The 14,618-nt window shown below is 40.6% G+C and carries 13 protein-coding genes, 2 tRNA genes and 1 pseudogene; 8 read left to right on the forward strand and 8 right to left on the reverse strand.

The window, feature by feature from the left end; genetic code table 11:
- Positions 1–222 precede the first annotated feature (222 nt).
- Positions 223–333 (forward strand): annotated as a pseudogene (locus ACGF63_RS19175) (PAAR domain-containing protein); the annotation flags it as partial.
- A 129-nt stretch (positions 334–462) separates the two neighbouring features.
- Positions 463–1,185 (forward strand): hypothetical protein, encoded by a 723-nt coding sequence (locus tag ACGF63_RS19180; protein ID WP_387632704.1) that lies wholly within the window; start codon positions 463–465, stop codon positions 1,183–1,185.
- Between the two features lie 314 nt (positions 1,186–1,499).
- On the opposite strand, the gene ACGF63_RS19185 is transcribed toward ACGF63_RS19180, so the two are convergent.
- From ACGF63_RS19185 to ACGF63_RS19215, 7 genes are all read right to left on the reverse strand, one after another.
- A complete protein-coding gene (locus ACGF63_RS19185) occupies positions 1,500–2,765 on the reverse strand; it encodes a NupC/NupG family nucleoside CNT transporter (RefSeq protein ID WP_192903225.1) in 1,266 nt (421 codons plus the stop codon).
- 301 nt (positions 2,766–3,066) lie between these two features.
- Positions 3,067–3,840, reverse strand: a complete 774-nt coding sequence (locus ACGF63_RS19190; RefSeq protein ID WP_036843908.1) for a TatD family hydrolase — start codon at positions 3,838–3,840, stop codon at positions 3,067–3,069.
- Between the two features lie 4 nt (positions 3,841–3,844).
- Entirely contained in the window at positions 3,845–4,909 is a 1,065-nt protein-coding gene (locus ACGF63_RS19195; protein WP_036843909.1) for a patatin family protein, read from the reverse strand.
- A gap of 181 nt (positions 4,910–5,090) precedes the next feature.
- Positions 5,091–5,468 carry a BON domain-containing protein gene (locus ACGF63_RS19200; protein WP_152963500.1) on the reverse strand — a complete coding sequence of 126 codons (378 nt, stop codon included), beginning with the start codon at positions 5,466–5,468 and terminating at the stop codon, positions 5,091–5,093.
- Positions 5,469–5,775: 307 nt separating this feature from the next.
- Positions 5,776–7,365, reverse strand: coding sequence for a peptide chain release factor 3 (gene prfC / locus ACGF63_RS19205; RefSeq protein WP_036843912.1), 1,590 nt, complete (start codon positions 7,363–7,365; stop codon positions 5,776–5,778).
- A gap of 156 nt (positions 7,366–7,521) precedes the next feature.
- Complete coding sequence (gene rimI / locus ACGF63_RS19210) at positions 7,522–7,968, reverse strand: ribosomal protein S18-alanine N-acetyltransferase (protein WP_387632705.1); 447 nt, start codon at positions 7,966–7,968, stop codon at positions 7,522–7,524.
- Entirely contained in the window at positions 7,937–8,350 is a 414-nt protein-coding gene (locus ACGF63_RS19215; protein WP_036843915.1) for a DNA polymerase III subunit psi, read from the reverse strand. Before ACGF63_RS19215 ends, rimI begins: the two co-directional genes overlap by 32 nt.
- A gap of 135 nt (positions 8,351–8,485) precedes the next feature.
- On the opposite strand from ACGF63_RS19215, the gene rsmC reads away from it, so the two are divergent.
- The 3 genes from rsmC to ACGF63_RS19230 all read left to right on the forward strand — a co-directional run bounded on the left by rsmC (position 8,486) and on the right by ACGF63_RS19230 (position 9,897).
- Positions 8,486–9,502: a 16S rRNA (guanine(1207)-N(2))-methyltransferase RsmC gene (gene rsmC, locus ACGF63_RS19220; RefSeq protein ID WP_036843917.1), complete on the forward strand. Its 1,017-nt coding sequence runs from the start codon at positions 8,486–8,488 to the stop codon at positions 9,500–9,502.
- 173 nt (positions 9,503–9,675) lie between these two features.
- Positions 9,676–9,762, forward strand: a tRNA-Leu gene (locus ACGF63_RS19225).
- A 48-nt stretch (positions 9,763–9,810) separates the two neighbouring features.
- A tRNA-Leu gene (locus tag ACGF63_RS19230) sits at positions 9,811–9,897 on the forward strand.
- A gap of 57 nt (positions 9,898–9,954) precedes the next feature.
- Here ACGF63_RS19230 and ACGF63_RS19235 read toward each other — a convergent pair.
- Positions 9,955–10,221, reverse strand: a complete 267-nt coding sequence (locus ACGF63_RS19235) for a DUF1435 family protein (RefSeq protein ID WP_051477200.1) — start codon at positions 10,219–10,221, stop codon at positions 9,955–9,957.
- A gap of 709 nt (positions 10,222–10,930) precedes the next feature.
- Here ACGF63_RS19235 and ACGF63_RS19240 point away from each other — a divergent pair.
- From ACGF63_RS19240 to ACGF63_RS19250, 3 genes are all read left to right on the forward strand, one after another.
- The gene (locus ACGF63_RS19240; protein WP_387632706.1) at positions 10,931–12,520 is read left to right on the forward strand and encodes a serine hydrolase domain-containing protein; all 1,590 of its coding nucleotides are present in this window, start codon (positions 10,931–10,933) and stop codon (positions 12,518–12,520) included.
- 370 nt (positions 12,521–12,890) lie between these two features.
- Positions 12,891–14,387: an anti-phage dCTP deaminase gene (locus tag ACGF63_RS19245; protein ID WP_387632708.1), complete on the forward strand. Its 1,497-nt coding sequence runs from the start codon at positions 12,891–12,893 to the stop codon at positions 14,385–14,387.
- Entirely contained in the window at positions 14,384–14,554 is a 171-nt protein-coding gene (locus ACGF63_RS19250) for a hypothetical protein (RefSeq protein WP_387632710.1), read from the forward strand. The genes ACGF63_RS19245 and ACGF63_RS19250 overlap by 4 nt, the downstream gene beginning before the upstream one ends.
- The last annotated feature ends 64 nt before the right edge of the window (positions 14,555–14,618 follow it).

Here is a 14,618-nt window from a genome sequence, read left to right on the forward strand (position 1 = left end):
CTTCCTATGGCAGAAGAAGTCCTTCCCGTGTATCAAAATGATGAACAAATTGGAACCCTAATTATCACCAAAAAGGGCATTTTTGACGGTGAAAATCAGGACGATATTGATAAATCCAATGACATTGAAATTCAGTTAGTGGATCTGGGATTACTGCCATTAATAACTGAGATTTAATGGCAACGATATTATTTGCCAATCGTAAAACGATGGAGGAAATTGATGTTAAAAGCCGTTATCTTGCTGGGTGATATGACTGATCATGGCGGTAAAGTGATTACCGCCATTGAGCAATATACTTACAACGGTATTTCTATTGCAGGTAAAGGAGATTAGGTTGAATGTCCCCAATGCAAAGGGGTTTTTCCTATCATAGAGAGAAGCAACACTCTGTAATAAAACATCAATGTTCGTTATACATCCTGTTCCGATTTAATGACAACAGTTTAATCCGAGGTAAATATGACGATAATTCGTATAGAAATCAATATACGTTATGAACAGCAGGAAACCATTACCGCCCATACCGCGCTGATGGATTTGTTTCATATTACACAGCAAATTGATATTTTTTTCGGTAGGAAGAAAACTTGGTATTTAACCGGTTATTCCCGAAAGCAGGCTCTGCAACATGTTGTGTTTGATGAACAGGGGCCAACCGAAGTCGCTATAAAAGACTTTGAAAGAGATTATAAGAAAAATTTTCCGGTGCTTATTACCGGCATATGGGATGGAGAAAAGGATAAATTATCCAGTGGTATTAGTTATAAAAAAATGCGACGTGCTCGCCCTAACTGGGTTTGGCTGCAACTGAATCTAAATATTGACACTCATCAGCTTGATGTATCACAGTTAACTAATCTGGTTAACTATCTGGCCTTGAGCCGTGATTCACCCCATATTCAGGTGGAGTCCAATGAATATACATTAAAAAGTAAACAAGTCTTTCCTGATCGCCTCAGTGTCGGCTGGATGCTTTACCAACCCAGAGTGATTGATAAATCCTCTCTTCCTATAGCAGAAGAAGTCCTTCCCGTTTATCAATATGATCAACAAATTGGTACCCTAATTATCACCAAAAAGGGCATTTTTGACGGTGAAAATCAGGACGATATTGATAAATCCAATGATGTTGAAATTCAGTTAGTGGATCTGGGATTACTGCCATTAATAACTGAGATTTAATGGCAACGATATTATTTGCCAATCGTAAAACGATGGAGGAAATTGATGTTAAAAGCCGTTATCTTGCTGAGTGATATGACTGATCATGGCGGTAAAGTGATTACCGCCATTGAGCAATAGACTTACAACGGTATTCCTATTGCAGGCAAAGGAGATTGGGTTGAATGCCCCCAATGTAAGGGGTTTTTCCTATCATAGAGGGGAGCAAGGCTGTCGCAAAAGGACGAAGTTTCCCAAAGGAGATCGGATGAAGATAAAACTGGAAGGAAAATGGATTGCAGGCGGGATTATCCCACCTGCATATTGCAACAAAGTTACAGTGCCAGGAAGAAACCGGCAATAGTTGCACTCATCAGGTTGGATAATGTACCTGCTATTACTGCTTTAATCCCCAGGCGAGCGACATCCCCACGACGACTTGGCGCCATACCGCCCAAACCACCCAGCAGGATAGCGACAGAAGAAAGGTTAGCAAAGCCACACAGTGCAAAGGAGATGATTGCTTTGGTGTGACCTGACAGAACCTGTAAACCCGCAGCCGCAACCACATCATCCGATTGCAAATATGGGCCGAAGTTCATAAAGGCAACGAATTCGTTCACAACCAGTTTTTGGCCGATAAAGGAACCGGCAACTGTTGCTTCATGCCATGGAACACCAATCAGGTAAGCAATAGGCGCACAAACCCAGCCTAGCACCAATTCAAGAGAAAGTTGTGGGTAATGGAACCAGCCACCGATACCACCAAGAATACCGTTCACTAACGCAATCAAGGCAACAAACGCCAGTAACATTGCACCGACGTTCAGCGCTAATTGCATACCAGAAGCCGCACCAGAAGCGGCTGCATCAATGATGTTAGCAGGGCGATCTTCTTCCGCAACGAGTGACATCGCATCAACAGTGTCTTGCGACTTTTCAGTTTCAGGTACTATCAGTTTAGCGAATAACAGACCACCTGGAGCTGCCATAAAGGAAGCCGCAATCAGATATTCCAACGGTACGCCCATTGATGCATAACCGGCCAGTACAGAACCGGCGACAGATGCCAGACCACCACACATAACCGCAAACAGTTCAGACTGGGTCATAGTGGCAATATAAGGGCGAACAACCAATGGCGCCTCAGTTTGACCCACAAAAATATTCGCTGTTGCGGACAAAGATTCAGTACGTGAAGTTCCGAGAACTTTTTGCAGGCCACCACCCAATATTTTGATAACGAGCTGCATAACACCGATGTAGTACAAAACAGCAATCAGTGAAGAGAAGAAAACGATAATAGGCAATACACGCAAGGCGAAAACAAAACCACCACCACCAAACAGTTCATACATTTTGGGGGAAACTAATCCACCAAAAATAAAATCCATTCCTTGCTGACCATACTGGATAACACTGGAAACTCCCTCAGACATACCCATTAATATTATCTTGCCTGCGGGAACATAAAGTACAAAAGCGCCGATAGCGACCTGAATCAAAAAAGCACCAAGGACAGTACGAAGTTTAATAGCGCGATAGTTACTGGAGAAAAGTACTGCGATCAAGATCAGCACTACCATCCCGACCAGGCTCATAAAGAGTTGCATTGGAAGAATCCCTGTTCACTTAATAATAAATTAAATATGTCAGTAAGAATGTAAATGTTCACTGACACTGTTTCGGCGCTGATTATACTCAGTCATCGGAATGAACAAGCTATCTACATCACAAATACCCACCGAAAAAAGCAATAGAAAAACGATAAATGTGATACATATCACATAAAATAGCAGAAATAATCTACAATAAGATAATCTAACCATCGGGATGGCAAAATAACAAACAATTAAGAGATGATTATCAGGTAAGCGCAGTTAAAGTTTTATGATATTCCACTTAACTATTCAACCCAAATAACTCAACACCGTTACTATAAAGCTGAACAGCGATTTCATCAGGAGATTCACGGCGAAGCTCACATAACGAAGCAAAAACCCCGGCAATTCTTTCCGGTCGGTTAGGCTCTCCCTGAAACCCGAAAAGTGGCATATCCGGTGCGTCTGTTTCCAGCACAAGAGAAGTTAAAGGAAGTTCAGCAACTGCGCGACGGGTTTTCTGTGCTCTTTCATAAGTAATGGTTCCCCCTACCCCGATGTAGTATCCCAAACGGATAAAAGCCTCTGCCTGAGATAAACTCCCGGCGAATCCATGTACCACGCCGGTACGGGGAAGGTCGATTCTTCTCAGGATCGCGGCCAGTTGATCATGGCTTTTTCTGGAATGAAGTATGACAGGTAATTCACACTGTTTTGCCAGCCGCAATTGAGCGCACAGTAATTCTTTCTGTTTTTCAAACTGAGGCTCAGCCATATAAAGATCAAGGCCAATCTCTCCGACAGCCACCCGCTTTTCATTTTTCTGTTTCAGTGATCGCGCCAGATCAGCAAGATGCGATTCCTGATGTTCATTGATATAAAGAGGATGCAAGCCCAACGCCGCATAAATCTCCGGATAAACGCGAGCCAGTTCAGATACCCGTTGCAAATTTTTCCCACTCACAGCGGGAACAATAATTTTATCCACACCATCCTGTGCCGCCCGTTGCAGGCTCCGCCGTTCGTCACCACGAAACGGGGGAAAATCAAAATGGCAGTGGGTATCAATAAACATGGAACTATCCGTTATTCATCTGTTCTGGCGATTCTGCCAATGTAGTTGATGGTTTAACCAAAACGCTATTTTCTTCACTCCGGCGCGAGACATTACGGCTCAAACGATAATTTTTACGCTCCGCCATACCAAACTTATCACCAACAAATGCATGACCAACCGTCGCCAGGAAATAGCGACCGCAACGACGCCCAAGATGATAATCCTTATTCAGGGCCGGCAAACGACTGCCTAATGCACTGGCAGTTAATGGCGCAGGCGGATAGATTTCAAAAATCTGTACATCATCAGGTGGATTTTCAATAAATTTCTGTGTGCAGTAATAACTTTTCGCATGTTGCTGTAACATCCGTACCATCTTTTGCAGGCTGCTATCCCCCAACCAACGTTCCATCCGTTTCATCCAATCAGGCGTGTAATAGAGCTGCGAAGGAACAGTGCGGATCACCACTATCGTATCAGCACCACGGCGATACGCCTCTTCCACGGGAATGGCGTCACTGATACCACCATCATAATAAACAACATCATCAATCGTCACACCATTGCGATAAAGCCCAGGAATAGCACTCGATGCCTTAATCACTTCCAGCCAATTCTTTCCATCAGGATGAAAATAGGTTGGTTCAAAATTATCTGAACGACACGCACACATATAAAATTCACATCCAGCCTCAAATTTGCGTAAAGCGGCGGGGATGTCCAATGGAAGTTCCTGAGAAACGGTCTGCAAAAACCAGTCTAAATCAACTAAATGACCACCACGAACAAAACGCAGAGGGTTAAAGAAATCAGGTCTGGTTGTATAACGGGTGATAGCCCGCCGGGCATATCCACGCTGCCCACAAATATAGGCCGAAAGGTTCTGAGCACCCGCCGAAGTACCAAGCAATAGATCAAACGGGTTAAATTCAACGCGCATAAATTCATCCAGCACACCCGCTGTAAAAATACCGCGCTGCCCCCCACCCTCACAAACAAGTGCAACCTTTCCAGATTTAATATGCGATTTATATTTATGGGATAATAGATCAATATTTCCCAAAGTTATCGGTATACGTTTCCCCACACAGTCCCCCAAAAAAATAAATGACGGATAGAGAGCATAACTTGGGAAGTTATTATCCGTCATTATATTATGGTGCTACGTAGTCAATATTTTGATAAAAACCCCTGGTGAGGGCGCATATCCGATTAGTACAAAACAAAATTATTTGAATAGAAAACAACCATTCAATTAGAAAAACATATTATTTTTTTATGGTCAGACCGTTTTGAATAGATTTGACCCCTTTCACTTTAGAGATAACATCCAGCACTTTTCTGGATTGCTGCTCACTTTTCACAAAACCAGAAATATAAACAACTCCTTTTTCTGTTTTTACAGCAATGCCGGTACTGTTGATACCTTTTTCCGCCAACAACTCACTTTTAATCTTCGCGGTGATAGCACTATCATCCATGTAACCATCGACACTTTTCATGGAGTCATCAATTTTCTGACCAGCACTGTCAAGTGCTTGTGTCGCTTTATTTTTAAAAGACTCTTCCGCCAACACACTACCGCTGACCAGGGCTGTACACAAGACAACAGCCATCAATGAGTGAGTCAATTTAACATTCTTCATCTTATACCTTCCTTTTGTCGGTTAGATTTCTGAATCTATAAAGCCATGCAAACTGTTTTTGTATAAAGTAATCTCAACAGAATCACAATCCGCATTAGAATTAAAAATAGGTTATTACCTCCAATAGCTAAGTTAAATTGGAAAATAAAAACATCAATACGGCGAGAGACAAAGAAATAATAACAGGAAAATTAAGCAAAGAGCTATAAAATAAGACGAATCTTACCGACTAAAATTATAAATTACTCTTGTGTTACATATATTTTTGTAAAGAAAAAGGCTAACCCATTGTTAGCCTTATAAAATATTAATGTTCCCGTGTCTTACGGAAATTGACGTCAGGATAACGTTCACGGGTAAGATTCAGGTTAACCATCGTGGGTGCAATATAAGTCAGATTATCACCCCCATCGAGCGCCAGGTTTTGCTCATTCTTACGCTTAAACTCTTCCAGTTTTTTCGCGTCATGACATTCAACCCAGCGAGCCGTTGAAACGTTTACCGGTTCATATAAGGCTTCAACGTTGTATTCACTTTTCAAACGGGCAACAACGACATCAAACTGTAGAATACCTACCGCTCCCACAATCAAATCGTTATTTGCCAGTGGACGGAATACCTGTACCGCGCCTTCCTCAGAGAGTTGAACCAATCCTTTCAGTAGCTGTTTCTGTTTCAGAGGATCACGCAAACGGATACGACGGAATAATTCCGGAGCAAAGTTAGGAATACCGGTAAATTTCAGATCTTCCCCTTGAGTAAAGGTATCACCAATCTGGATTGTGCCATGGTTATGCAGACCGATAATATCTCCCGGGTAGGCATGATCCACATGAGAACGATCACCCGCCATAAATGTCAGCGCATCAGAAATCACCACATCTTTCTTCGTTCTTACCTGACGCAGCTTCATGCCTTTTTCATATTGACCTGACACCACACGCATGAAAGCTACGCGGTCACGGTGTTTAGGGTCCATATTGGCCTGGATCTTAAAGATAAATCCGGTGAATTTATCTTCCTGAGCGGAGACTTCACGCGCATCGGTCTGACGAGGCATCGGCGCGGGCGCCCATTTAACCAAACCATCCAGCATATGGTTAACACCGAAGTTACCCAACGCAGTACCGAAAAATACCGGTGTCAGTTCACCTTGCAAAAATGCCTGATGATCAAATTCATGGGAAGCCCCCTGAACCAGTTCCAGTTCCTGACGCAATTGTTCAGCCAGATCTTCACCAATCGCCGCATCCAGCTCAGGGTTATTCAGCCCCTTGATAGCGCGAACTTCCTGAATAGTATGACCCTTTCCGGTCTGATACAGATAAGTTTCATCAAGATAGAGGTGGTAAACCCCTTTGAAATATTTACCACAGCCAATCGGCCAGGTGATTGGGGAACAAGCGATATTCAACTCATTTTCCACTTCATCCATCAGTTCCATTGGATCACGGATATCGCGATCAAGCTTGTTCATGAACGTCAGAATTGGAGTATCGCGCAGACGGGTCACTTCCATCAGTTTACGTGTACGATCTTCAACCCCTTTAGCGGCATCAATGACCATCAAACAACAGTCAACAGCCGTCAATGTACGGTAAGTATCTTCAGAGAAGTCTTCATGCCCCGGCGTATCAAGCAGGTTAACCAGGCAATCGCTGTAAGGAAACTGCATCACAGACGTGGTAATGGAGATACCACGTTGCTTTTCCATTTCCATCCAGTCAGATTTGGCGTGCTGATTTGAACCACGGCCTTTTACCGTACCGGCTTTCTGAATCGCCTGTCCGAACAGCAACACTTTTTCAGTAATAGTCGTTTTCCCTGCGTCAGGGTGAGAAATGATAGCAAAAGTTCGCCGTTTAGCGACTTCATGCTGAAAAGGGGAATTTGACATCAATAACAATCTTCTGCTTTGTAAACGGGCTTGTACTCAACATTAGACGCTTCCCCGCAAGGAAAACAGCTGCCAAACCCGTGGGTGAATGAAAAATTGGCGCTCATTTTCGCTGAAATTGGTGCTATAAACAATCAATCAATTTTATCGCACTTATTACGCAAATAACGGCAACGCCATGATGATGGCATCTTCTTTACCTGTCGCAGCAGGATAGTAATGCTTACGGACAGTCACTTGATTAAATCCTGACTGTTCATACAACCTAATAGCAGAGCAATTCGATTGTCTTACTTCAAGCCATAAAGTATTAATCCCCTTCCCAGGCAAAATTGCTATTAAATACTCCAGTAGCGCTTTACCGTAGCTTTGACCTTGATAGTCGGGATGAATGGCAATATTAAACAGGGTTGCTTCATCTAATATCAATTGGGTTACAGCAAAACCAATAAGCTGTTCATTAATCACTATTTTATAATTCAGATACCGCTCACCTTGATTACTGAAAAATGTTTTCTCACTCCACGGAAACGCATGACTGGCTTTCTCAACCAGAAAAGCGGACGGGAGATCAGCGGGAGTTAATAGAGAAATGTTGTTCATGTTGTGAAATCTGCTGCCAAAGGGAACGTTTTGCCTTCCCGTCACAATATAAATCATTTAATGCAGGGCTTCTCAAAGAAATTCCCTGCCATGATAGTGTAATATCCACCCCCAACAGCCAACATGGACACTTGACCTGTTCCGGTAACATCGCAACATTATCCGATGTAATGCAGTAAACAGAGGATTTATCCAGCCCCATAGCTGTGAAAATATCTATTAATAATGAATTAGTTAAATCAATTTGGTCATTAGTAATAATCAGCAGACGGGTGGTATCGGGTAAGTGAACAGCTAACTCACCTTGCAAAACCGCCGGGTTACGCAAGCCCCATTGGGTAATCCCCAATAGAGCTAATAACCTGTCGCGCCGGGTTACCATATTTATTCACCTGCTGTAAAAAATAATCAGTAACATGTTATCAGAGGCCACTATCCGCGCCAATATTGGGCTTTAGATTTACCCGTCCCTGATACTTGGCACAGAACATGAAGAACATAAAGGAGCTATAGACAAATGTCTGCGTTAACCCCCGCCAGTGAAGTTATTTTGCGTCACCGTGAGCAATTTAGCTCTCATCACCTGCTCTTCGCCGGTGATATCCAGGACACACTGGCAACCCAAATTGATGCTGCCAGTGTGCAAGTACACACTAGCCAGTATCATCACTGGCAATCACTGATCCGCACCCTGGGCGATAATGCCTTATTCGGCCTGGCAGCAGAAAAAGGATTTACCCAGAGTTGTGACACTCTAATCTACTATTGGCCTAAAAGTAAGCAGGAAGCTCGCTTTCAGTTACGCAGCCTGTTTTCTGTTCTGCCAAAAGGTATTGATATTTTCGTTGTCGGCGAAAACCGTAGTGGAGTACGCAGTGTAGACAAACTGATGGAAAGCATGGCTACTTTCCATAAAATCGACAGTGCCCGCCGTTGCAGCCTGTTCTACGGCCAGCTGGAACATGAAGTGCTGTTTGATCAGGAAAACTGGTGGAACAGTTATCAGGTAGAAAACGTGACCGTGAATACTTTACCGGGTGTATTCAGCCAGGATGAATTGGATGTTGGTAGCCGGTTACTCCTTTCCACTTTTGACAAACCTCTCTCCGGCAGCTTACTGGATATCGCATGTGGTGCTGGTGTTCTGGCCGCCGTGCTGGGTAAGAAAAACCCTGAGTTAGCGCTTACTCTCAGTGATGTCAATGCAGCGGCTATCGCTTCCAGTAAAGCGACGTTAAAAGCTAATAAACTGGAAGGTCATGTTGTCGTCAGTAACGTCTATTCCAACATTGAAGATAAATTCAACTGGATTATCTCTAATCCCCCCTTCCATGACGGGCTAAAAACCAATTTACAAGCAGCGGATGACCTGATCCGCCAAGCGCCTAACTACCTTAAACCCGGCGGCAAACTGCGGATTGTTGCCAACGCTTTCCTGCCTTATCCCGATTTACTGGATAAAACTTTTGGCAATCATGAAGTTATTGCTCAAACGGGTAAATTTAAAGTTTATCAGGCAACGAAAAGGTTCTGATTTATTCAGCCTGTCCCTAGCCCACGGACAGGCTGTTTTAACAAAATCGTAAAAAATGATGATTTTTACGGCAATCATACAACGCCGTAATAAATAATGATTGACGCAGGCTGCAAAACCTCTAGAATTCGCCCCCATGCTATCAAGCTGACTCGCTGATAGTGTCTGAATTTGCGAGGGTGGCGGAATTGGTAGACGCGCTAGCTTCAGGTGTTAGTGTCCTTTCGGACGTGGGGGTTCAAGTCCCCCCCTTCGCACCAAATCAGACAATCGCTGATTAAATTCGGCAACAAAAAATGGCAGTACTTGCGAGGGTGGCGGAATTGGTAGACGCGCTAGCTTCAGGTGTTAGTGTCCTTACGGACGTGAGGGTTCAAGTCCCTCCTTTCGCACCAATCTGTTCATTTTCCGCATCAATCTTCCTTCGCACCTGTTTTTTCTTCAACAAAACATCAAAAACAGCTAAACCGGTGTGCTCCCGCTAATAAGACACACAACACAGCAAACCCCGATGGTATTAGCAGAAAATGGCGTGACTTCTGGTTCAGCAACATGAATAAAGTCAACAGCATCGCAACGACAACCCCAATTTTAAGCTGCTCAGCCCCAGGATTGACGATGACGAATAGCATTCCGGCCAAACTGGATAACCCCATTCCCCACAAACTGGTGATACCCTGCCAGAAAAACGATCTTTCTCTATCTTTAACCCTGATCATAACTTGCACCAACTTAAATGATAATGATTACCAATATCATATACGAAAAAGTGTGAAGTACAAGCCAGTTGCAATAATCGGATTTAGCCGTTAATTTCAGCCAGTCTAATAGTCTTTTCACTTTGGGATGAGCTTGGATTTTATTATTATCTTGGTATTTTTTATTGATATATTCTTCTACCGGATTTTCTTTTGGAGATCTCAATTAAATAATCAAAGGAATCTCCAGCACAATAGGCTGAGAAGGAGTCTATTCTCCTTTATCCAGACCAGTATTATCCTGATTGTTTTATATCGTATTTTTAAATTATTTCTCTCCGAGCACTGAATTTGTTATCGATTTTGAATTGGACTTTGATACGAATAAACCTCATCTCTATATCAATGATTGGAGTTGCTGGAGGGCAGAATTTGTCGCAGTTTAATTTATAAAGTGATAAATCAGAATGAAGAACGGCATTGTTATAGCAGAATGGAATTAATGCTATTGAGGGCCTAAAGATATTCCCTATTAGATGCACTTTTTCCAGGCAGAACTATTCTATTTATGTTCTGTCTTTTTTTTGTAAACATCAGCTCCCGTAGTTACTTTATATTGCCCTTTATATATTAAATGATAACCATTATCACTTGGATGTTTCCTGTTTACGTCTTACAGTACTGCCCATATATATATGTTCTGTTTTATAACCTTAAAATAAGGAAATTAATGATGAAATCAAAGATATCTACTGATAAAATTGAATTATTTCTCAAGAAAATAGACGAACTGGTTAATATTGAAAATAAAAAAAAGGGTGGCGGATTCGCTGTTGCTGTGACCCACGGTAATAAAACGATTTATCAGCGCCATATCGGAAAGGCTAATATTGAACATACTGTTGCTGTAAAACCTAATACTAAATTCTATTTGGCGAGTGTTTCAAAACAATTCACTGCTTTTTGCATTGCCTTATTGGAAAAAGAAGGAAAGCTCAGCGTCAAGGATAAAGTTGGGCAATATTTGGATTATTTCCCGGCACATTTCTCTGATATTACCATCGAGCATCTTATTCATCATACCAGTGGGTTACGGGATAAATATGCTCCTTATGGTTTGGCAGGTAAAAACTCAGATTTTGACCACCGCAGTATGGGTTTATTGAGAAAACTGATTCAACGGCAACAAAAGCTTAATTTTACTCCTGGGGAATATTTTCGCTATAGTAATACGGGCTATAATTTGTTGGCGGAAATTATCAAAGTCGTTTCAGGTAAATCGTTAAGAGAATATGCGAAAGAAAATATTTTTATTCCATTAAAGATGAATAATACCTCTTTCTATGATGATGTGACTGAGGTTATTTCTGACCGGGCGATAGGTTATGTCTATAATGAAGATGTAAATCAATGGATAAGATCGGATCACAACGATTCAACTATAGGGAGTGCGGGGCTGCGTTCTACAGTGAGTGATTTATGTCGCTGGATAAAAGCATTTTATTCACCATCGATTGTTCGGGATATGTTGCCTCAATTATCTCGTACACCAAATTTAACCAATGGCAATCGTAACAGTTATGCTTACGGTTTGATGATCAGTCAACGTGAAGGGCAAAAAATAATACGGCACGATGGTTCCTATGGTGGTTTTAAAGCTGATGTTTGTGTTTTACCTGATGTTAAATTAGGTATCGTGATTACGGCTGCAACAGGTATTAATACCGTTGAATTTACTAATCAATGTCTTAATGTATTATTTAACACTGATATGACTGAGCCAGAGCATTGCCGAACCAGTAATATTGATATCACCGGTATGTTCAAAGGGGCAGATCCCTATCCTTATATTATTACCAAGGAAGATTGCTATTTATTAGGTAATTTATTCGAGAAAGGTAATCCGATTATCTTTAACACTGATGGAACATTCCAAGAGAAGGGGGGAGAAATTCAATTCAAACCTGTCATTGAAGATAATAGTGTTATCGCACTGGAACAGATTGATGAGAATGGTAATGTTTTTTATTTGAGAAAAATGACTGATAAAGGTGATATTGATATTCAACGATTATCAGGTCGCTATTATAATCACGAAACGGAATCAATGATAAATATTGAAGTATCTAATGATGATCTTTATATTGATGCGGTTATCTTGCCTGGGAAAAAAGAGGTCTTACGGTGGGTTTACGAGAATAGTTATTTCCATCCCAGTACTCAACTTATTGTTGATTTCGAATGGGATTCTGATACGGATAAACCTCGCCTCTATCTCAATGATTCACGTTGTTGGAAGATAGAATTTATTCCGGTTTAATTGATAGGGTTGTAAATATGAATTAAGAACCGTGTTTTTCTGGTAGGATGAAGAAATTCGATTGAGATCATAAGGATATTTTCTATCTAATCTATTTATTTTCAGGCAGAACTATTATGACTATGTTCTGCCTGTCCGACATGATTGTGATATTTTAATTGCTTCATGGATTGTTTTTGGTTTATATTCTCATCGTTCTTAAATCATTAATAACATATTTTTCCTATAATTAGAGATACAATTTAATATTTATTGTAGTAGAAGGGAGATAAATTTACGATAAAGGGTAATTTATGTGATATTGCATTTTATAGGTGTAATTAACGTTATTTGAAATAAATTAAAACAATAATGAATGGAAATATTTAACATGATTAATAATAAAACGTATCCATCTGAGGATGATCAGATATCTTGTGATTTTGATTCTGAGGTCGTTATTGGGTTAGTTGGTGCTGTAGGAACGGATTTGGAAATAATTAAAGATTCTATAACACAGAAACTTAATGCGTTCAGGTATGATGTACAAGAGGTAAGAATATCTTCTGAAATAATCTCAGTATTAAGAGATATTCCCTCAACAAGGGATAATTATGAAAGGATAAGTTGTTTAATGTCAGAGGGTAATTATTTAAGAGAGATTAGTCAGGATAATTCTATATTGGCATTAGCGGCGGTAGCAGAAATAAATAAAAGAAGAGAGAAGAAGCGTTTTTTACCAATACCATCTATTAGGAGGGCGTATATTATACATTCTCTCAAACACCCGGATGAAGTCAATGCATTAAGGGAGATTTATGCAAATGGGTTTTTCCTAATAGGTGTATATACGAGTGAATTTCAGAGATTGAGAAATCTTACCGTTGATAAATGTATCGATGAAGCAAAGGCTAGAGAATTGATTAATCGTGATTCCGATGAAGGGAATAAATGGGGGCAGCATACCAGAGATACTTATGAGTTATCTGATTTTTTTATAAGCTATGATGGAAATAAGAATAGGACCGACAATAATATATGGAGGATATTAGATCTTATTTTTGGTAATCCATATGTTACTCCAACCTTTGACGAGTATGCTATGTTTATGGCTTTTTCTGCTTCGTTACGATCTGGAGATCTTTCCCGCCAAGTTGGTGCTGTATTAACGAAAGATAAGAGCATAATCTCAACTGGGGCTAATGATGTGCCATGGTTCGGCGGGGGATTATATTGGCCTGATTATGTGGGAGATGTAATCGAAGATGCTGAAAATGGTAGAGATTATAAAATAGGAGAAGATTCAAACCCGAAACAGAAAAGATTAATTATTGAAGATATACTTAAAGATATTGTGGATGAAAAAAAAGAAGTATTTAAGGAATATCTCCTACAAAGCAAGATAAAGGATATTACCGAATATGGAAGGGTTGTACATGCTGAAATGGAAGCAATCTTGGCATGTGCAAGAAGTAATATTAGTACTCATAATGGGATATTATATTGCACTACGTTTCCTTGTCATAATTGTGCAAAACATATTGTTGCCAGTGGTATAAGGCGAGTTGTCTATATTGAACCTTATCCTAAAAGTAAAGCTTTTGATTTCCATGTTGATTCTATTTCAACACCTGAAGATGAATCTTCTGATAATAAAGTGATTTTTGAACCATTCGTGGGTGTTGGGCCTCGCTGTTTCTTTAATTTGTTTTCAACAAATTTGGGGATAGGATATAAAATAAAAAGAAAAAATAAGGATGGTAAAGTTATTCAATGGCACAGGAAGGATGGAAGGTTGAGGATGAAGATGCTATCATTATCTTATATAGAAAAAGAGACCGAGTCAGCAGCTAACGTGAATAATTTAATAAAGGAGTTAAAAAAATGACTAAGAGAGAAGAGTTCTTAGCTTATTTAAGTGAAGCGAGTAAAATAGTTGAACAATGGCCAGATTGGAAGAAAGGTGGATTGAAATATTTTCGTAACCCGCAGACATCTGGTAAAAATAGACTTAAGGATTATACGACTGGTGAGACTGAGAATGAATTGGTATAACCTATTCTTATTTATTGGAGAATATGTGGCTAGATAGGAATTTTTTTCACTCCAGATTTATGTA

The sequence above is a fragment of the Photorhabdus sp. RM322S genome, assembly GCF_042879395.1.
In the GTDB taxonomy this organism is placed as follows: domain Bacteria; phylum Pseudomonadota; class Gammaproteobacteria; order Enterobacterales; family Enterobacteriaceae; genus Photorhabdus; species Photorhabdus khanii.